At 70.3% G+C, this 18,635-nt stretch carries 17 protein-coding genes; 4 read left to right on the top strand and 13 right to left on the bottom strand.

The features are described 5' to 3' along the window. From ACFOYW_RS09990 to ACFOYW_RS09980, 3 genes are all read right to left on the bottom strand, one after another. Positions 1 to 1,359 (bottom strand): hypothetical protein, encoded by a 1,359-nt coding sequence (locus tag ACFOYW_RS09990; protein ID WP_390228782.1) that lies wholly within the window; start codon positions 1,357 to 1,359, stop codon positions 1 to 3. Positions 1,360 to 1,445: 86 nt separating this feature from the next. Further along, complete coding sequence (locus ACFOYW_RS09985) at positions 1,446 to 2,495, bottom strand: glycosyltransferase family 4 protein (protein ID WP_390228781.1); 1,050 nt, start codon at positions 2,493 to 2,495, stop codon at positions 1,446 to 1,448. A 52-nt stretch (positions 2,496 to 2,547) separates the two neighbouring features. Continuing rightward, on the bottom strand, positions 2,548 to 3,768 hold the full coding sequence (locus tag ACFOYW_RS09980; protein ID WP_390228780.1) for a glycosyltransferase family 4 protein: 1,221 nt from the start codon (positions 3,766 to 3,768) through the stop codon (positions 2,548 to 2,550). Between the two features lie 81 nt (positions 3,769 to 3,849). Here ACFOYW_RS09980 and ACFOYW_RS09975 point away from each other — a divergent pair, with 81 nt between their 5' ends. The 4 genes from ACFOYW_RS09975 to ACFOYW_RS09960 all read left to right on the top strand — a co-directional run bounded on the left by ACFOYW_RS09975 (position 3,850) and on the right by ACFOYW_RS09960 (position 8,269). After that, positions 3,850 to 5,028, top strand: coding sequence for a glycosyltransferase family 4 protein (locus ACFOYW_RS09975; protein ID WP_390228779.1), 1,179 nt, complete (start codon positions 3,850 to 3,852; stop codon positions 5,026 to 5,028). Beyond that, positions 5,028 to 6,179 (top strand): glycosyltransferase family 4 protein, encoded by a 1,152-nt coding sequence (locus ACFOYW_RS09970; protein ID WP_390228778.1) that lies wholly within the window; start codon positions 5,028 to 5,030, stop codon positions 6,177 to 6,179. Before ACFOYW_RS09975 ends, ACFOYW_RS09970 begins: the two co-directional genes overlap by 1 nt. Positions 6,180 to 6,284: 105 nt before the next feature. Then, a complete protein-coding gene (locus ACFOYW_RS09965) occupies positions 6,285 to 7,289 on the top strand; it encodes a glycosyltransferase family 2 protein (protein ID WP_390228777.1) in 1,005 nt (334 codons plus the stop codon). Then, complete coding sequence (locus ACFOYW_RS09960) at positions 7,286 to 8,269, top strand: glycosyltransferase family 2 protein (protein WP_390228776.1); 984 nt, start codon at positions 7,286 to 7,288, stop codon at positions 8,267 to 8,269. Before ACFOYW_RS09965 ends, ACFOYW_RS09960 begins: the two co-directional genes overlap by 4 nt. A gap of 84 nt (positions 8,270 to 8,353) precedes the next feature. Here ACFOYW_RS09960 and ACFOYW_RS09955 read toward each other — a convergent pair whose 3' ends face one another. The 10 genes from ACFOYW_RS09955 to ACFOYW_RS09910 form a co-directional block, all read right to left on the bottom strand. Then, entirely contained in the window at positions 8,354 to 9,343 is a 990-nt protein-coding gene (locus tag ACFOYW_RS09955; RefSeq protein ID WP_390228775.1) for a glycosyltransferase family 2 protein, read from the bottom strand. A gap of 34 nt (positions 9,344 to 9,377) precedes the next feature. Further along, positions 9,378 to 10,196, bottom strand: a complete 819-nt coding sequence (locus ACFOYW_RS09950; RefSeq protein ID WP_390228774.1) for an ABC transporter permease — start codon at positions 10,194 to 10,196, stop codon at positions 9,378 to 9,380. A 6-nt stretch (positions 10,197 to 10,202) separates the two neighbouring features. Further along, positions 10,203 to 11,426 (bottom strand): ABC transporter ATP-binding protein, encoded by a 1,224-nt coding sequence (locus ACFOYW_RS09945; protein WP_390228773.1) that lies wholly within the window; start codon positions 11,424 to 11,426, stop codon positions 10,203 to 10,205. A 42-nt stretch (positions 11,427 to 11,468) separates the two neighbouring features. Further along, positions 11,469 to 12,767, bottom strand: coding sequence for a hypothetical protein (locus tag ACFOYW_RS09940; RefSeq protein WP_390228772.1), 1,299 nt, complete (start codon positions 12,765 to 12,767; stop codon positions 11,469 to 11,471). A gap of 182 nt (positions 12,768 to 12,949) precedes the next feature. Further along, a complete protein-coding gene (locus tag ACFOYW_RS09935; RefSeq protein ID WP_390228771.1) occupies positions 12,950 to 13,480 on the bottom strand; it encodes an acyltransferase in 531 nt (176 codons plus the stop codon). A 129-nt stretch (positions 13,481 to 13,609) separates the two neighbouring features. Then, positions 13,610 to 14,551 carry a glycosyltransferase family 2 protein gene (locus tag ACFOYW_RS09930; protein WP_390228770.1) on the bottom strand — a complete coding sequence of 314 codons (942 nt, stop codon included), beginning with the start codon at positions 14,549 to 14,551 and terminating at the stop codon, positions 13,610 to 13,612. Next, positions 14,548 to 15,192 (bottom strand): PIG-L deacetylase family protein, encoded by a 645-nt coding sequence (locus ACFOYW_RS09925; RefSeq protein WP_390228769.1) that lies wholly within the window; start codon positions 15,190 to 15,192, stop codon positions 14,548 to 14,550. The genes ACFOYW_RS09930 and ACFOYW_RS09925 overlap by 4 nt, the downstream gene beginning before the upstream one ends. Continuing rightward, positions 15,189 to 16,361, bottom strand: a complete 1,173-nt coding sequence (locus ACFOYW_RS09920; RefSeq protein ID WP_390228768.1) for a polysaccharide pyruvyl transferase family protein — start codon at positions 16,359 to 16,361, stop codon at positions 15,189 to 15,191. Before ACFOYW_RS09920 ends, ACFOYW_RS09925 begins: the two co-directional genes overlap by 4 nt. Further along, complete coding sequence (locus ACFOYW_RS09915; RefSeq protein WP_390228767.1) at positions 16,358 to 17,161, bottom strand: glucose-1-phosphate cytidylyltransferase; 804 nt, start codon at positions 17,159 to 17,161, stop codon at positions 16,358 to 16,360. Before ACFOYW_RS09915 ends, ACFOYW_RS09920 begins: the two co-directional genes overlap by 4 nt. A gap of 65 nt (positions 17,162 to 17,226) precedes the next feature. Then, on the bottom strand, positions 17,227 to 18,591 hold the full coding sequence (locus ACFOYW_RS09910; RefSeq protein ID WP_390228766.1) for a glutamate-1-semialdehyde 2,1-aminomutase: 1,365 nt from the start codon (positions 18,589 to 18,591) through the stop codon (positions 17,227 to 17,229). Positions 18,592 to 18,635 lie beyond the last annotated feature (44 nt).

Below are 18,635 nucleotides of genomic sequence, written 5' to 3'. Positions count from 1 at the left end.
CTATCGGGCCGCGGTCTCCGCCCCGCGGGCCTCGACCTTCGAGAGTGCCCGCAGCGCGCCCGTGAGCTGGGTGCGCCCGTGCCGCCCGAGCTCGGCGACGCGGTCGTGGATGACCGCGAGCGGCTGCTCCTCGCGGAGGAACGCCGTCAGCCGGCCGGCGAGCGCGGGCGTCGGACCGGCGAGCTGATGGCTGTCGACGAGCAGAGGCGCGGCGTCGAACTGCGAGTAGAGCTCCGCCCGTTTGTCCCGTGCGGTCTCGATGCCGCCGGTGTTGACGTCCCACCCGGCGGCGCGTGGCGCGTCGGTCAGGCAGATGGCGGGGGTGCCGAGCCGCCACGCGTTCAGCGCGACGTGGTACGTGTCGGTGAGGACGAGCGTGTGTCGGGAGAGCTGGTCGAGCAGCTCCGTGGTCGCCGGCATCGGCCCGGTGCCCACGTCGTGCTTGCGGCGCAGCGTGGCCGAGTAGCTTCCGGTGCGCGCGTGCAGGCTCGGCGCGTAACTGCCGAGTTCGAGGCCGGGCCACGCGAACTGGAGCGATCGACGCGCGTTCATGGGCCAGAAGCCGGGCTCCCTGCCCCAGTCGAGCCAGATCGGGTCGAGGCGCAGGTTGTGGGAGAGCGCTCGCCCGAGGGCGCCGACCTTCCACGGCGAGAGGTCCGAGCGGCCGATGAACACCCCGAGGGTCGGTTCCCGGTCGCGGAGGTCGCGACGTCCGAGGAGAAGGGCTCCGTCCGTCCCCTTCGTGACCTCGTCCTTGCCCGGCCGGTGCAACTGGGCGATCAGAGCCGAGTAGCTGTCCCGTGCCCAGACTCGGTGCGCGCCGGCGAGGAAGGTGCCGAGGAGGCTGCGGTACGCGTCATCCGTGTAGTCGTGGGCCGAGTTGAAGGCGAGTGTCGTGCCGTAGCTGATGACGCGGTTCAGCACAGAGGCGTTCTGCCCCTTGAGCAGCAGGTGACGCTCGACCAGGTCTCGGGCCTCTGCGGGGTCGGTCAGGACGCCGGTGCGACGCGTCAGAACGTCGGCGGTGATGCCGAGGTAGGACTTCATGTGCAGGAAGTCGCCCCAGAAGACGATGGCGTCGGCGGAGAGGAATTCGTCGAGATGCCCTCGGGCGTTGCGGTACGTCAGCCCCGATTCCTCGTCGTAGAAGCTGTACGGGCTCGACACGGGCCCGGCTGCGCGCGGCGCGTCGGTGCGCCACTCGCTGCTGTCCCACAGACGCCAATAGGTGACGTCGTCGAAGCCTTCGGTCGCGGCGAGCTCGGCGAAGGCGAGGTCGACCGTCGTCATTCCTGGGTTGACGCCATTGGGCGGCGCGCACAGGACGTTGATGCGCGGGGCAGACTTCAAAGCGTTCATGATCCACCTAATAGTGAAGGATGCTCAGATTCTGCGGGGGCCGTATATGGATTGGGTGTGAATCCCGACATCTGCTTCTCGCCCGTTCAGCGGGTCGCCGCGAAGGCGCGATCGGGCCCCGCCGAGTAGAGCCGCTCGTACTGCTCGACCACGGTGTCGAGGTCGAAGCTGCGTGCACGCTCGAGGCCGACGCCCGTCAGATCGTCGCGGCGATCGGCATCCCGCAGGAGCTCGACGAGCTCGGCGCCGAGGTCGTCGAGCGGAGCCAGCACGCCCGCCCGCCCGTCGTCGGTGACGTAACGGGCGCCCACGTTCGGCGTGGCGATCACGGGTGTTCCCGATGACAGCGCCTCGGCGTACGGGATGCCGAAGCCCTCATACGCCGACGGAAGGCAGAACACCCATGCTCGGCGGTACGCGGCGGCCAGTTGCTGGTCATCGAGCCGGCCGAGAATACGGATGCCCAGTCCGGGCTCGTCCGGCGCGTCGCGGCAGACCATCTCCAGCTCCGCGTCCGGAATCACCGGAAGCACGCTGCGCTGGAAAGCGGCCGCGAGCTCGCCGCCGCGCTTGCGGTTGCCCCACGTGCCGACGAACAGGATCGTCGGCCGCTGCGCGCGCTCGCCGGGCTCGGGCCGGAATCGCCCGGCGTCGACACCATTGGGGATCACGCGGCGCACCCACGGCGTCCACCGCCGCGTCTGCGGCGAGACGGCGACGGAGGCGTCGGCGACGAGGCTCGCGAGAACCTCGCTGAACCCGAGGAGAAGCATCCGCAGCCGTTCATATCCGCCTCGGATGCGCAACGCCTCCTCGAAGCAGGAGCCATGGATGGTTCGTACGTGCCGCGGCATGCGACGACCCCAGAGCAGGTAGTCGTCGCCATGCGCGTGCACGACGTCATAGCCGGAGAAGTCCAGCGCGCGGAGCCGGAAGGCGAACGCGAAGGTGCGCAGCCGGGGGCCCGGGTCGACGAGGTGATGCTCGTAGACGGCACCATCGACCGGCGGGCACGCGCTGAACATGTGGACGTCATGGCCACGCGCGGCGAGGGCAGAGGCGATCTCGTGCGCCTGATACCCCACGCCGATCTTGCTGCCGCTCGGCAGGTAGTAGGAGATCATCGCGATCTTCACTCGGGCGCCTCCCGAAAACTGTGGTGAGTAGTTCTCAGTATTGCCCGGGCGTCTAGTGCGCGATGCCCCCAATCTCGGGGAGGGCGCGTGCCCATGCGCCCTCGGCGGTGCGCGCGGTTCCCGCCGCGGTGAAGCGGGCGAGCGCGCTCAGCCTTGCGCGCGCAGCGGCCTCGCGCGCGGCGCCCGGATCGTCGAGTGCGAGGCGGATCGCCCGCGCGAGCGCCCCGGCGTCCCCCGGCCGCGCCAGAATCCCGAGTTCGCTGCGCCGCACCCCGTCAGCGACCGCGACCGCGGAACCGTCGGGGTCGAGGATCTCGGGCACCCCGCCCGCGTCCGTGGCGACGACGGGCACGCCCGCAGCCATGGCCTCGACGACCACCTGGCCGAACGGCTCGGGCACGGGGGACGCGTGCACGAGGAGATCCAGCGCACGGATCGCCGCCGCGGGGTCGTCGCTCCACCCGGCGAACTCGATCAACTCGTCGAGGCCCGCGCGGGCGACCTCCGCACGCAGCGCATGCTCGTAGTCGCCGTCCTGGAACAGCGCCGCCCCGACGATCCGGAACCGCGCGCCAGGGTGGTCCGCCGCGAGTCGACGTGCTGCCTCCACGAACTCGCGCTGGCCCTTCGTCGCGCTGATCCGGCCGAGAATGCCGATCAGGGGCCGCTCGGGGCGCTCGAAGGTCTCCGCCCTCGGGTGAGCGAAGCCGGCGTCATCGAGGCCGGGATACGCGACGACGGATCGTTCGGGGCGAATCCGCCCGAGCGTGGTGCGGACGGCCTCCGAGTTGACGACGACGCATCGTGGGCCGACCCGAGCCAGCCCGCGCATCGCCCACGCGGTGCGGGCGGGGAGGTAATCGGACGCGAGGCGATCATGAAGTTGCCACACCCACGGCAGGCCGGCGAGCGGAGCGGCGGCGGCGAGCACGGTCGCCGCCTTCAGGCTGTTGGCGATCGCGAGCTCGGCACCCGACGAGCGGAGCGCCCGAACGAGGCGGGGAACGAAGGCGGCGGTCCCGGCGGCGGCGCCGGCGAGTGCAGGCAACGACGAGGTCTCGGTTCGCGTCACGGCTCCCGCGCGACCAAGGGGCAGAACGCGGGTCGGGATTCCGAGTGCTCGCAGCCGCGAGACCAGCGGCCCGTGCGCGAAGACCACCGCATACGGCTCGAAGCGCTCGCGGTCGAGCTCCGCGAGCAGCTTCAGCAGCGCGGCCTCTGCGCCGCCGATCTCGGCGGTGTGGGTGATGACTACGACGCGTCTGCGGGTCACACAGGCGAGAATAACCGCCCATTCGGGCGACGCGAGGATGTCTCGGCTTTATGTAGACTTCCGGCGACCCGAGGAGGCCCTATGCGTATCGCGCTCGCGACCAGCTCCTTCGCGCCGTATATCGGCGGCGTCGAGGAGCACGTGCGCAACGTTGCGCACGCGCTGCAGCGACGGGGTCACGACGTCGTCGTCTGGACCGTCGAGCGCGAGGGCGGCCACGGCGTGCGCGAGGTCGAGGGCATCCCGGTGTGGGATCTGCCCGCGCCGTTGCCGGGCCGCTCGCCGAAGGGCCTCGCCGGCTTCGCCGCCCGCGCCCCCCGTGCCGCCGCGCTGTGGCGGCAGGCGCTGCGCGCGCACCGCCCGGACCTGATCCACGTGCACTGCTTCGGTCCCAACGGCAGCTACGTGCGCCGGCTCGCTCGCGCAGCCGGCGTGCCGTGGATCCTGACCGGTCATGGCGAGACGCTCGCCGACGACGAGAACGTCTTCGTGAGCTCCCGCTTCGCGGCGCACAGCCTGCGAAGGGGGCTGGCCGAGGCATCCGCCGTCACGGCATGCTCGCGCACGGCACTCGATGACCTCATCGCCCGCTTCGGCCTCGCCGACGGCTCCGGCACGGTCATCGTCAACGGCATCGAACTCGACGAAGAGCTGGGCGTGCTGCCCGAGGGCATCGGCGGCCGGTACATCGCGGCGATCGGCCGCGTGCAGCGGCTCAAGGGCTTCGACCTGCTGCTCGAGGCGTTCGCCCGCGCGCAGCTTCCGGCGGACATCAGCCTCGTGATCGGCGGCGCAGGGCCGGAGCTCGCCCCGCTCGCCGCGCGTGCCGCCGCCCTCGGCATCGCGGATCGCGTGCGGCTGCCCGGCTGGCTCGACCGGCCGACGGTCGGCGCGGTCCGCCGCGATGCGCTCATCGGCGTCGTGCCGAGCAGGACCGAGCCGTTCGGCATCGCCGCGCTCGAGATCTGGCGCGCCGCATCCACCCTCGTCGCGACCACCCACGGCGGGCCGCCGGAATTCGTGCGCGACGGTGAAGACGGCGTCCTCGTCGACCCGCTCGACATCGACGCGCTTGCCGCCGTGCTCGCCGGACTCGTCGCGGACCCCGACCGCGCCCGCCGGCTGGCCGACGCAGGTGCGCGACGCGTCACCGCGTTCACGTGGGGTCACGTCACGGACCGCTACGAGGAGCTCTACCGCCAGATCGTCACCGCACCCGCGACGCCCACGGCCGCCCGGGCCACCCTCAAGGAAGCATGATGAGACGCGTCATCCACGCCATCACCCCCGGCGATCACTATTCGCCGCGCACCGGCTCCGCGATTCCGACGGTCGTGCATGGCCTCGCGGGCGCGGCGGGCCGCGACGCGGCGCCCGAGCGCTACGCGCAGTTCGTCGCGATCGAGTCGGGCACCTACGAACCGCGTTACGAGTCGGCGACTCCCATCGAGTTCGCGCACGAGCAGCCGCCGACCGCGCGCCAGCGGGCCGTCGACGCCGGCCTCGCCAGGGTCGGCGCACGGCGCCGGGCCGCCGAACGGTACTTCGGGCGTCAGGCGGCCGCATTGCGCGATGAAGCCCCCTCGATCGTGCTCGCGCACAATGCGCCCGTGCTGCCTCGCCTGCTGCAGGGCACGCAGCACCGCGTCGTCCTGTACGCCCACAACGACATCCTGCGGTCGATGACGCGAGCCGAAGCGGCACGGACGCTGCGCGACGTCACCGGCATCGTGGCCGTCAGCGACTCGCTCGCCGAACAGCTCAGCGAGCACCTCACCCCCGAGCTCCAGAAACGGCTCCACGTGGTCGTCAACGGCGTCGACACCGCGCAGTTCGCACCCGCGCCGCCGCGGCCCGAACGCGCGGCGGTGAGGGTCATGTTCATCGGCCGGATGATCGCCGACAAGGGACCCGACCTGCTGCTCGAGGCGGCCGCCATCGCAGGCCGCACCGACCTCGAGCTCGTCATGGTCGGCAGCTTCGGCTTCGACCCGAACGCGACGCTGTCGCCGTACGAGGAGCGGCTGCGCACTCTCGCCGCCGGCGTTCCGGGGACCGTCGACTTCGTGCCCTTCGAGCCCCGCTTCGCGCTCCCCGGGCTGCTGCAGACCGCCGATGTGCTCGTCGTGCCGTCGCGCTGGCGCGACCCGTGCCCGCTCGCGGTCGGAGAGGGAATGGCGTCTGGCCTCGCGATCGTCGCGGCCGAGATCGGCGGGATTCCGGAAATCCTCGGGTCGGCGGGCCTGCTGTTCCGCAGCGGTGACGCGGCCGATCTGGCGCGTGCGCTCGGCCGCCTCGCCGACGACACGGAGCTGCGCACGCGCCTTGCGGCCGAGGCGAGGCGGCGGGCGGTCGAGCGGGACTGGGACTGGGCGTGGTCCGAGCTCAGGCGCGTGCTGGAGCGGCTCTGATGCGTTCCGCCGCGGGAGCCGGCACCGAGGCCGGGGCTGCGAACGCCCTCGCTTCCCCAAAAGTGGGGATTCCTCGGAATTTGCTTTCGCGGATACGTTGAGGCCGTGCCCGACTCACAGCTCACCGCCGCGGTCCTGATCGCGACGTACAACCGGCCGGATCACCTCCAGACCTGCCTCGATCACCTCGACCAGCAGACGGTCGCACCCGACGCGATCGTGATCGTGGATTCCTCGCCGGACGACCGCTCGGCCGAGGTCGCGCAACGACACGGCGGCATCACCTACCTGCGCAACCCCCTCGGCCGCGGGCACACCGCGACCTCGCGGCGCATGGGGCTCGAGGCGGCGGGTGATGTCGACATCATCGTGTTCATCGATGACGACGCCTTCGCGAGACCGAACTGGCTCGAGGAACTGCTGCGGCGCTATGACGACCCGAGCGTCGCCGGCGTCGGGGGACGGGCCGACAACGGCCAGCCCGGCGAAGAGAGCGTCGGACTCGACGCGATCGGGCAGTTCCTGCCGGACGGAACCCTGACCGGTAACTTCGCCGCCGATCCCGGTGCCGACGTGCGCGTCGACCATCTGCTCGGCGCGAACATGTCGCTGCGCGTCGCCGCGGTGCGCGCGGTCGGCGGGATCGAAGACCACTACCCGGGTACCTGCCTGCGTGAGGAGAGCGAGATCGCTCTGCGCCTCAGGCTCGCCGGCTACCGCATCGTCTACACGCCGGCGGCGCTCGTGCGTCACGTCGGCGGCACCTACGCCAAGGGGCGCCGCTTCGACGCGCGCTACACCTACTACGGGCAGCGCAACCACATCGTGCTGCTCGCCCGGGTCCTCGGACCTCGCGATCCTCGCTTTCATCGCTACCTCCGTGTCGCCGTCGGCAAGGTCGGCGGAGATGTCGGGTACGCCGCGCGTGCGCTGCGTCGGGGGCGCCTCCGAGGCGAGGAATCCGTCATCAGCGGTGTGGGTCGCGGCCTCATCAACGCCGCGAGCACGACCGGTGGGATCGCGACCGGCCTCTCCCTCGTGCTCACCGGCAGGGTGCCGCAGGCGCGCACGGCGCCCAGAGTGCCGACACCCTCGATCACGCGAGCATGATGAGCGGCGGCGGCCACACGGCGCAGCCGGTGCGGGCGCGATTCACCGTCGTCATTCCGACGCACCGCCGCCCGGAACTGCTGGCCGAGTGCCTGCGCAGCATCGCAGGACAGCGACGGCGGCCAGACGAAGTCGTCGTCATCTCGGACGGCCCGGACTCGGACGCCGCGGAGGTGGCTCGGACGGCCGCCGTTCCGGTGGTCTTCCGTGAATTGCCTCAGGGCGGGGTGGCGCGCGCCCGCAACGCCGGCATCGAGCTGGCCACGGGCGACTGGGTCTGCTTCCTCGACGACGACGATCTGTACCACCCCGACTTCCTCGCCGAGCTGGAACGCTACGTCGAGGCGCACCCCGATGCCCACGCGGTGAACGCGGAGTACTGGCGCTTCGCGAACGTTCCCGGCGACGGCATCGATATCGTCGGGGCTTCCGTCGGTGAGCTGCTCACCGCATCCGTCGACGCGGTCCCCGTGACCGACATGAGCTACCTGCACATCACGGGCCGCAGCTACGAGCTGCTTCTGCACGGTCTGCGCGGCAACCTCAGCAGCACGGCCGTGCGGCGCGAACTGCTGCTCGCCGCCGGCCGCTTTCCCGAGGGCCGCGTGTGCGCGGAGGACTGGACGATGTTCCTCAACGTCGCGCGATACGCCGAGTGGCATGTCGTGCCTCGACGGCTCGTGTTCATGCGCACCCACCCGGGCAACAACACGTCGGCGCGCCCCGTGCTGAACGCCGTGCACACGCTCGAGGCGATTCGGGACGTGTGGCGGCAGAGCGAACGGCCGACGCCGCAGCATCCGTCGATCGATGTGTACCGGCTCGACTATCGCTTCATGCTGCGCAGCGGCCTCGCGTCGGCGCGGCGTGCCCGCGACTGGGGGGCTTACCGCCGACTGCTCACGGTGGGAGCCGAACTGCTGCCGCGCCGGGCCGACCGGCTGCGTGCCGTCGTTGCGTCGGCGACGCGGCGGTCCTGATCCGCCTTCCGCCGCCTCGTGCCCGGCGCCCCGGGCTCGCCGAGGTGCGCTGCGCGCGCCTGAGCTCGCGTGGCGAGCGCCGCCTCAGCGGGTCGCGGCGCGCTCGGCCGGCGACGGGAAGCGGCGCGGGCGTCCCTTGAGCGAGCGCAGCTCGCGAACGAACGACAGCCGGGCGACGTGCCGCAGCTCGTCGTCGCTCGGGTGCGCTCCGCGTGCCATGCGCCGCAGCGCGACGTCGACGCTGAACACGGCCTGCTTGAGCGGCAGAAGTGGGGCCGGCCCATGAAGCCAGTGGTGCAGCACATACGCCTCGCACCGCCCCATGGTGTGCGCGAGTGCGATCAGCGCCGGAGTCTCCAGACGATCCGCGTCGAAGCAGTGCCGCACCGGTGTGCCCTGCACTCCGACGATGCGCAGGCCTGCCTCGCGTGCCTGAATCCAGAAGAAGGCGTCCTCTTCGCGCTGATACGGTGCGGCGCCGAGGTCCTCGTTGAACGGCAGCTCCAGGAACACCGAGCGGAGCGCGCCGAAGTTCGCCCCCACCACAAACGCGTTGCTGGCGGACGGGGCCGGGTGGTCGGCGAACAGCTCGAGCACCCACGGCGACACCCACGGCAGCCGCAGCGCGTCGTCGACACGGATGCCGCCGGCGACGACATCCGCCCCACCGCTCAGCAACGGAGCCGCCATGCGGTCCACCCAGTCGAGCGGCACATCGACGTCATCGTCAGTGAACAGCACGGCCGTGCCGCGAGCGGCGGCGATGCCGACGTTGCGCGCCCGGGCGAGGCCGGCGATCGGCGCGAGAACGACACGCACCGCAGTGGCGGCGTCGGTGGCGGCGGCGGCCGTGTCATCGTGCGAGCCGTTGTCGACCACGATCAGCTCAGCCGGGCGAGCGGATGCCGCGACCGCGGCCGCGACGGAGCCGAGGTGCTCGCGCAGCCGCGCCGCGCCGTTGCGCGTGCACACCACCACGCTGACTGCGGGCACGCGCTCGGCTGCGTCGTGATCGGACGCTGCGCGATCCGGTGCTGCGCGATCCGGTGCTGTGTGGCCGGATGCCTCGTGCATGGTGCTCAGCTCCTTCGTCCCCGGCGCGCGCCGGTCAGATGACGTCCGCGAACTCGCGCTCGTGGCTCTGGAAATAGAGGAGTCCGACGAACAGCACTGCGCACGAGAGCACGGCGAGACCGCCGACCTGCCACAGCTGCGGCGGTGCGGTGCCGAGGAACGACCACCGGAAGGCCGTGAGGAACCAGGTGATGGGGTTCGCCTCGAAGGCCCAACGCAGGCGAGCGGGCACGGAGGAGACCGCGTATGCGACGGGGCTCGCGTAGAGCAGGATCTGGGTCAGCCACGGCATGACGTAACCGACGTCGCGATACTTCACCGTCATCGCCGCGAGGACCATGCCGATTCCCATCGCGAGCATGAGGATGAAGAGCACCCAGAGGGGCACGAGCAGCACCGGCCAGCCGGGGTTGATGTGGTAGACGAACAGCAGCACCACACCCACGCAGAACCCGACGACGAAGTCGAGCAGCGTGCTCGCCGCCGTGGAGATGGGGACGAGAATGCGTGGGAAGAACACCTTCGAGACCAGCGACTGGTTGTTGAGCAGTGAGCTCGAGGCCCGGGACATCACGTTGTTGAAGAGGTTCCAGACGATGGTGCCGCCGAGCGAGAACACGAAGTACGGCAGGCCGTCGCTGGAGAGCTTCGCGACGGTGCCGAAGACGAGCGAGAACACACCTGCGGCCATGACCGGCTGCAGGATCACCCACGCGATGCCGAGGACCGTCTGGCGGTAGCGCACGATGATGTCGCGCTGTGCGAGTCGCATGGTGACGTCGCGGGCGAACCACAGTTCGCCCATGCGAGGCAGGTTGAGCCGCCGCGGCGGCTCGATCGAAGTCTGCAGCACGGGGATCTACTCCATCTCGTATTCGAAGTCGGCGAGCACGACGCCGAAGGAGGCCGCCTCGACGGTCGCGTTCGCGCGGTAGCGCCATTCGGGGATGACCTCGAAGCGGATCGCGGCATCCCACGAGTCGAGGATGTCGGAGCGCTGGCACGCGAACATGTCCACGCTGTACTTTCCGGGCTTGAGCCAGAGGTTCTTGATGGTGAGCCTCCCGCGGTGGGGGTCCGCGCTGTCGAACGTCACGTCATTGAGGCGCGAGTCGCACTGGGCGATGACGGTGCCGCCGTCGTCGACGATGTGCCCGGAGACCCAGTAGTCCTGCACCGGCAGCGGCTCGGCCGCGGCCGGCAACTGGAAGCTCACATCAAATGCATCCCCTGACGCGAAGTGATCGGTGTCCATCCACACCCGATCGAAGCGGATGCCCCCCGACCCCTGGCGCCTGCTCGGGTCGAGCTGGTCGGCGGCGTAGCGGTCGAAGCTCTCGCTGTAGGCGGTGAGCGTCGAGTCGACCGTGCCCGAGTGCACGAGATGCCCGCGCTCCAGCAGGATCGCCGAGTCGCACAGCGTCTTGACGGTCTGCAGCATGTGGCTGACGTAGAGCACCGTGCGACCCTGGTTCGCCGCCTCCCGCATCTTCTCGAGCGACTTGCGCTGGAACTCGGCGTCGCCGACCGCCAGCACCTCGTCGATCGCGAGGATCTCGGTCTCGAGGTGCGCGGCGACCGAGAACGCGAGCCGCACGTACATGCCCGACGAGTAGCGCTTCACAGGCGTCTCGAGGAAGCGCTCCATACCTGAGAAGTCGACGATGGCGTCGAACTGTCGCAAGATCTCCGCCCGGTTCATGCCGAGCAGCGCGCCGTTCAGGAAGATGTTCTCGCGCCCGGTCAGCTCGGGGTGGAATCCCGTGCCGACCTCGAGCAGACTGCCCATGCGGCCGCGGAAGTCGATGCGGCCGCGGGTCGGTGCCGTCACGCGGGTCAGGATCTTGAGCAGTGTTGATTTGCCGGCGCCGTTGCGGCCGACGATGCCCAGCGCGGAACCGCGCGGGATCTCGAAGCTGATGTCGTCGAGCGCGTCGAAGGTCGAGTAGTCGCGCTGGCGAGTCGAGCTGCGCAGACGGCTCAGCATTGTCTCGGCGAGCGTCGACGCGCGAGTCTGCGTCGTGCCGAGTCGGTAGGTCTTACCGATGCCTTGCACGCGCACGGCGTAGTCGGTGTCGAACATGGGGAAGCTCCTCGTTTCGGGACGGGGCGGGCCGGGGTCGGGTTATCGGTGGGTGGCGCGAAAGCGGTGAACGTAGTCGCGGGAGTGGAACCAGGCGTAGCCGGCGAGGTCGACGGCGCGGCGGAGGAGCACGACCGGCCACGGGCTTGGTCGCCGCCCGGGCGCAGCGCCGAGATCGCTGCCGAGGTAGGTGCGCAGCTGTTCGTCGAGGCTCGGCTCGAGCGCGTAGGTGTCGCGGGGGCGGTCGAAGCCGGCCCGGTCGACCTTCCAGCTCGTGCTGATCGGTCGCATGTGCCAGAACCCGGACGACCAACTGGGCGGTGCCGGAACGCCTCGCCCGCTGTGGACGATGAGTTGCGCGCGCTCGGGAATGCGCCGCGGAACGGCACACCATTTGCGCTCGGTCGGCTCGTCGAGGGGGTGCACCCAACGGCAGTCGGTGTGCACAGGCGCCGCGGGCGGGGCGGCCGGGTTGGCGTAGGCCCAGGTGCCGTGGAACCGGGCCATGCCGAACGCGGACTCTGCGGCCAGCTGATAGACGTCGCGGCCGTTGATGGGGTGCACCATCTCGTCGATGTCGATCGAGAGCATTCCGGCCGCCAGGCGCAGCACCCGCCTGCGGGCGTGCTCGATGGCGCCGGCCTGTGCGAAGGCCGAGTCCCACGGCAGGACGTCACTGCCCTGGGGGCCGTAGCGGAACGGCCAGTCGATCACGGCAGCGACGCGGACGCCGGGCAGGGAGATCGCGTCGAGCAGCTCGTCGAGCGAATAGTGCGTCGAACCGTTGTCGTAGACGACGACGGCGTCCGTGCCCTGCGACCGATGGTGCCAGCGCACCCAGTCGCTGATCCATTCCAGCTTGTTGTCGAGCTGCACGGTCGTGACGGCGCGTGTCCCACTGAAATACGGTGCGAGGTCTGCTCCGACCTCGGCCACCACGGGCACGGACCCGGGGGCCGTGATTCCCAGCTCGCGCCCGGCGAAGCGGCGGAAGACCGCGCGCTGGTTGCCGTGCATGGTGATGAAGCGGGGGAGCGGCACCGTGGCGCCGTCGGCGTCGTAGCGCCACTGCGCAGCGGGATCGCGCAGATTGAGCAGCGGCGGTCCGATGGCGATGACGTCGTCGCCGGAGCGGAACACGTCGTAGAACATCGTGTCGAAGTCGAACTTCTTGTCGTAGTCGGCATCGCGCAACTCGACGGGCCGCGGCCGTTCGCGGCGCGGAGCGTTGTCAGGCAGGCGGACGGCTGACGGGCGCACGAGCAGCTGAAGCGGCTTACCGTCGTGCGCGCGCACCTCGAGTCGGGTGCCGCGGCCGGTGAGGAGATCGGTGGCGGTCATGGTGATCAGACCTCTCTAGTCCGCCGTGCGGGCCCACGGCGCACCAGCTTGGTGCCCTGCACGTTCGTGAACACGGGCAGATTCGCCAGGGACGCGAGGATGGCGCGTCGGCGGGGGGTGCTCATCGAGTGGTCCTTCGGGTTAGCGATCGCGACAGGTTTCGGGTTGCCGCACGGCTGGGTTCAGGGGGTGGGCTCGCTGGTGTTCGCGAACGTGTTGGGAACGTCGCTGATGCGGCGCGCGGGCACGCCGGCGTACACGCCGCCGGGGGCGGTGTCGCGGGTGAGCACGGCGCCGGCGCCGATGATGCAGCGATCGGCGACGTGCAGGCCGGAGAGGACGGTCGCGCCCGCGCCGATCCAGACCTGGTTGCCGATCGTCACCGCGTTCGGCTTGGTGGGTCCGGTCATCCGCACGGCGTCCGGCGGCAAGATATCGTGGTCGCTGGAGATGATACGGGCGCCCTCCGCCAGGCCGCTGCCATTGCCGATGGTGACCTCGGCCTCGCAGTCGATGAAGGAGTTGAAGCCGAAGTAGCAGTCGCGGCCGATGTGCAGCGTGCTTGGGCCCGCGACGCGGAAGCCCTGCTCGAACTGGGTTCCGGCGCCGGAGGCGACGCCGGCCCGGCGCAGCAGGCGTGCCCGCTGTGCCGAGGTGAAGACGGGGAGGTTCGCCAGCGTGTTCAACACGGCGCGGCGGCGTGGAGTGCTCATCGCCAAATCCTTTGCGTTTGCTTGTCGGTCGGGACGATTCACGCTAACAACGCCTGAAAGTGAATAACACTCACCAATCCGAGGGGTACGCACTTGCCGCATTGTGTGCTTGCGGTCACGGCGCGGTTATCACTGGCCCTGGTTCGCGGTCGCGGCGGCGCGCGTCTGCGCCTGCTGCTGCGCACGCAGGCGGCCGCCGTTCGGCTCGATGCCCACGGCGTTCAGCACGTCGCGCACGACCGCGCGCCATCGGGGAAAGACCCACGACGGTCCGAGCGCGTTCCAGGTCCGCACCTTCTCCGCGTAGGGGATGCCGGCGTGGGCGACCCCGCGGTACAGCTCGATGTCGGTCCGCGTCTCTGCGAACGACCGGTTGCCGCGCTTGCCGGTCGCGAACCAGGTGGACGACCCTGACCCCTGCACCGAGACCTGCTCATCGTGCCGACGCTGCAGCAGCAGCTGGCCCGGCGCGAGCACCATCTTTCCGGCGCACAGGAGCTCGACGAGCAGCACCATGTCGTCACCGAGCACTGACAGAACGCCGCGCGTGCGGGCAAGGGAATCCGCTCGGATCACGCCGTACATCGGGTGCGAAGCCTGCGCGCGCAACATGTTCCGCACCCGCTCGTGGGGCGTCGGGGCGTCGAGCCCCATGTGCAGGTCGTTGAGGTCTTCGTAGATGATGCCGTCGGCGTTGATCAGCCGTGTCCGCGGGCACGCGAATGCGGCTTCCGGGCCGGCGGCGTCCAACGCGGCGATGCACGCGCCCGCGAAGCCGGGCAGCTTCACGTCGTCGGCGGCCATCCAGCTGAACAGCTCGGTCTGCGACAGCTCCATCACGTGCCGGTAGTTCCAGATGCCGCCGCGGTTCTCGTCGTAGCGGTGGTACTCGATACGCGGGTCGTCCGCGGCGGCGGCGCGGCAGATCGCCTGCGTCCCGTCGATCGAGCCGTTGTCCGAGATGACGATGCGAATGTCGGCGAGCTCCTGGTCCTGAACCGAGCGCAGCGCCTCCGGGAGGTAGCGCTCGCCGTTGTAGACGGGAATGCCGAAGGTCAGACGTGTGGTCATGATGCTCCGAACTCGATGGTGAGCTTGGCGGTGGTGAATGCCTCCGCGTACTTCGTGATCGCTTCGACTCCGCGCAGTCGCATGAGTCCGAGGAAGAACTCGTCGTCCCACCAGTGGTGCGCGTGCTGGGAGGGAAAGCTCTGGTTGAGCAGCGCGACCTTGCGCGCGGCGATCTCGGGGTCGAGCGGGAGGTACACATTGGGCCGGCCGACGTCGCCGTCCCACTTCGGGATCTCGTAGTGCAGCACCGTCGGCCCGCGCCACACGGTGGGCACGACCGTGCCGAGCAGCCGGTGGTCCTGGTGGGCGTCGTCCGGCCGCGGCACGAAGATGACGTCGGGCGCCGGGTGCTCCTTCTGGAACGCGTGCAGCGCGTCCTTGACCGTGTCCCAGTGCGCCGGAAGCCGCGTGTCGGGGAAGTCGTGGATCACCGGCGGCTCGGCCGTGCCGAACGCGCGTGCCGCCTCCTGCGCCTCGATGCGCCGCTCAGGGGTGCCGCTGAGGATCAGGGTGTGGATGCTCGTGCCGTCGCGCGCGCCGAGCGTGAGCAGTGTGCCGCCGCAGCCGATCTCGATGTCGTCGGGATGGGCGCCGATCGCGAGCACGCTGATGGGGCCATGGGGCAGCACGAAGGGACTCATGCCCGTGCCGCCGCTCGTCGCCGCATGACGCGCTCGACGTCCGACCACTGCCGATCGAGACGGCTCCTCGCGCTCTCGACAGCGTCCTCGATCAGCGGCGTCAGCTCACCCTGCCGGGCGGCCAGGCTCACTGCCTCCGCAGCGACGCGATCGGGCTCGAACTCTTCGATGTCGAAGTGGAGCGGCGGCAGCCCGAGCTGCTGCAGCATCGCGCGGTGCTTCTCGCCGTAGCCGATGGACAGGGTCGGCGTACCGGCGAGCAGAGCCATGATGAGCGTGTGGTAGCGGCTGGCGATGACAGCGGATGCGTCGTGCATGGTGCTGACGAGAGCCTCGGGGCTGCGGGCGTCGACCACGGCGACGCCGGAGTCGCGCAGCTGCTCCGCGAGCTCCGCAGCTGTGTGCAGGTCGACTTCGTCGCCGCCCACGAGCCGAACCCGCATGCCGAGCGACCGCAGGGCCCGCACCAGCTCGGCGAGCGTCGCGCGGTAGCGTTCGGCGGCACCGCCCCTGTCGTCCCGGCCGCTGTAGTTCATGACGCCGACGACGACCAGGTCGGCGTTCCGAGCCGCAGCGCGCGGCATCGGCAGGCCGAGTGCGAGGTCGGTCACGACCGCATCCTTCGCGGCGCCGTGCATACCCATCGCTGCGGCGCTCGCGCGCGAGCTCTCGTCCCGGTAGGCGCGGTAGCGGCTGCCGCGAGCGACGCCGCGCGCGAAGGCCCGTGCCAGGCGCCGCGGCAGCACTTCGATGCCGACATCGAGCAGCAGGACGGGGCGCCGCAGCATCCGCCCCGCCAGCGCGAGCGACCACATGTCGAACGGCGTGCCGAACGATCCGGCCCCATACCGTTCGAGACCGCCGCTGCCCACCAGGACCACAGCGTCGAGTTCGCCGACGACGCGGAACGCGTTGCGCAGCAGTCCGAGGCGATTGCCGACGACCGCGCCGAGGCGGCGCAGCCGGCCCCTCGCCGTCGTCGTGACGGGCGTGCCGAGCACGCGGGCCGGCACGCCGTGCAGGGCGGCCGCGGCATCCGGCCGCTCACAGATGATGACGGGGGCGTACCGCTCCGGGTCGAGACGGCCGAGGAAGGCCTGCAGCATGGCTTCGTTGCCGAAGTTGCCACGGCCGAAGACTCCCCAGGCGCCGACGCGGAGCGCGCTCAATGCTGCAGCACCGCCTCGATGGGCGGCGCTGCGTGCCAGACCTCCCACGGAGCGTTGCCCTTTGCGTGCAGCTCGTCGAGATAGACGCGCTCCTTGAGGGTGTCCATGCAGGCCCAGAAGCCGTAGTAGCGGTTCGCCGTGAAGCGGCCGTCGGCCGCTGCGCGCACGCAGGCATCCGTGACGAGGTCCTCGTTCTCATCGAGGTAGTCGAAGATCCCCTGGCGGAGCACGAAGAATCCGCCGTTGATCCACATGTCCATGTTCGCGACGGCGCCGATTCCGCTCATGCCGCCGAAGTCGTCGAAATTGATGACGTGGAACGAGTCCTGCGGGGGCACGGCGAGCAGGCTGCCGACGTGGTCGGCGGGAAGCGTCTCGATGAACTCGTTGATCGGCGCGTTCGAGACGCCGTCGCCGTAATTCGCGAGGAACATCTCGTCGCCGTCGAGGTACGGGCGCACGCGGCGCAGGCGCTCGCCGATCGGCGTGTTGAGGCCCGTGTCGACGAAGGTGATCTTCCAGTCGGAGATGTCGGTGCTGAGCAGCTCGACGTCCTTGCCGCCGCCCGAGAGGACGAAGTCGTTCGAGGCGGTCTCCTGGTAGTGCAGGAAGTAGTCCTTGACGGCCTGGGCGCCGTGGCCGAGGGCCAGGATGAACTCGGTGTGCCCGAAGTGCGCGTAGTAGCGCATGATGTGCCACAGGATCGGGCGGTCGCCGATGGTGGTCATCGGCTTGGGGGCGGACTGGTTGTCGGCGCGGATGCGCATGCCGAGTCCACCGCAGAACAGAACGACCTTCATGATCTTCGCTCCTCTTATATGCGAGTGCGTGCGTTGAGTTGGTGTGAGTGCGTGCCCTGACGGGCTCACGCACCGAGACGCCGCGGGGCGGCGAACTCGCGGATGGCGGGGGCGACGGGGCGGCCGATCAGCAGCCCGTCGGTGGTGCCGGCGGCGAGGGCGTCGGCGTAGACGCGCGCGGCACCGCGGAACGCCTCGATGGTGACGTCGATGTCGTCGTCGCTGTGCGCCGCGGAGATGACGAGGGACTGTGCCAGCACTCCGCGCTTCAGCAGTTCCTGAATGAGCAGCGTGCGGAACGCCTGCGAGGGCGCCCCCGTGTGGTCCTTCGTTCCGAACACGAGAGCCGAGGCGCGGCCCATGATCGGGATGTGCGCGCCGACGCCCGCCTCAGCGAGGACGCTGACGAGGCCGTCCCGCAGCTTCGCGCCCTGCGCCTCCATGATGCCGACGATGTCGCGCTCCCGGTACGCCTGCGCGACCGCGAGGTAGGCGGCGAGGCCGGTGGTCTCGCCGCCGTGCGTGTTGGAGAGCAGGAAGACGCGCGAGGCGTCGGTGTTGAGGCCGCCGAGCTCCATGAGCTCCCTGCGTCCGGCGAGGGCCGAGACGCTGTAGCCGTTGCCGAGCGCCTTGCCCCACGTGGACAGGTCGGGGGTGACGCCGTATACGGACTGGGCACCCGCGGACGACCACCGCATGCCGGAGATCATCTCGTCGAAGACGAGCACGAAGCCGTCGCTGTCCGCGAGTGCGCGCACGCCCTCGAGGAAGCCGGGGGCGGGCTCGACGGTGCCCGTCGCGGCCTCGAGGATCACGGCGGCGATGCGCCCCGGGTGCTCCGCGAGCACCGCCTCGAGCGAGTCGAGGTCGTTGTAGGCGAAACTGACCGTCAGCTCCCGGACGGCGCTCGGGACGCCGGCGGGCATCTGCCCCGCGCCCATGAACCAGTCGTCGACCGAGAAGAAGGGCTGGGTGCGGCAGATCGCGACGAGGTCGCGCCCGGTTGCGGCGCGAGCGAGCTTGATCGCGGCGGTCGTCACGTCGGAGCCGTTCTTCGCGAACTTCACCATGTCGGCGGTCGGCACCATTTCGAGGAACTGTTCGGCGGCGCGCAGCTCCCAGATCGACGGGCGCGAGAAGTTGACGCCGCCGCGCACCGCCTCCATCACCGAGTCGACGACGGGCTGGTAGCCGTAGCCGAGGGTGACCGACTTGAGCCCGGCGCCGTACTCGACGAACCAGTTGCCGTCGACGTCGAGGACTCGGGCGCCCTCGCCGCGTTCGATGATCGGGGTCTGGAACTCGGGGTACTGGTCGGAGCCGCGCGCGTTGGTGTGCGCGCCGCCCGGAACCAGCTCGTGGAGCCGCGCCTGCGCGGCCGCCGATCGCGTGAAGGCGGTCACGGCCGGGGATTCATACTGAGTAGTCACTTCGTCTCCTTGTCGGCAAGACAATGGGTCTGAACGGCAATGGT

The sequence above is a fragment of the Gryllotalpicola reticulitermitis genome (assembly GCF_042651345.1).
GTDB classification, from domain to species: domain Bacteria; phylum Actinomycetota; class Actinomycetes; order Actinomycetales; family Microbacteriaceae; genus Gryllotalpicola; species Gryllotalpicola reticulitermitis.
The sequence above is the reverse complement of the archived record's forward strand: the minus strand, read 5'-3'. Positions and strand labels throughout refer to the sequence as shown.

Excerpts from the sequence above, each read along its gene's own strand:
- ACFOYW_RS09945 (WP_390228773.1), bottom strand. The coding sequence starts at position 11,426 with ATGTTCGACACCGACTACGCCGTGCGCGTGCAAGGCATCGGTAAGACC.
- ACFOYW_RS09940 (WP_390228772.1), bottom strand. The coding sequence starts at position 12,767 with ATGACCGCCACCGATCTCCTCACCGGCCGCGGCACCCGACTCGAGGTG.
- ACFOYW_RS09955 (WP_390228775.1), bottom strand. The coding sequence starts at position 9,343 with ATGCACGAGGCATCCGGCCACACAGCACCGGATCGCGCAGCACCGGAT.
- ACFOYW_RS09960 (WP_390228776.1), top strand. The coding sequence starts at position 7,286 with ATGATGAGCGGCGGCGGCCACACGGCGCAGCCGGTGCGGGCGCGATTC.
- ACFOYW_RS09935 (WP_390228771.1), bottom strand. The coding sequence starts at position 13,480 with ATGAGCACTCCACGCCGCCGCGCCGTGTTGAACACGCTGGCGAACCTC.
- ACFOYW_RS09925 (WP_390228769.1), bottom strand. The coding sequence starts at position 15,192 with ATGAGTCCCTTCGTGCTGCCCCATGGCCCCATCAGCGTGCTCGCGATC.
- ACFOYW_RS09930 (WP_390228770.1), bottom strand. The coding sequence starts at position 14,551 with ATGACCACACGTCTGACCTTCGGCATTCCCGTCTACAACGGCGAGCGC.
- ACFOYW_RS09970 (WP_390228778.1), top strand. The coding sequence starts at position 5,028 with ATGAGACGCGTCATCCACGCCATCACCCCCGGCGATCACTATTCGCCG.
- ACFOYW_RS09915 (WP_390228767.1), bottom strand. The coding sequence starts at position 17,161 with ATGAAGGTCGTTCTGTTCTGCGGTGGACTCGGCATGCGCATCCGCGCC.
- ACFOYW_RS09990 (WP_390228782.1), bottom strand. The coding sequence starts at position 1,359 with ATGAACGCTTTGAAGTCTGCCCCGCGCATCAACGTCCTGTGCGCGCCG.
- ACFOYW_RS09975 (WP_390228779.1), top strand. The coding sequence starts at position 3,850 with ATGCGTATCGCGCTCGCGACCAGCTCCTTCGCGCCGTATATCGGCGGC.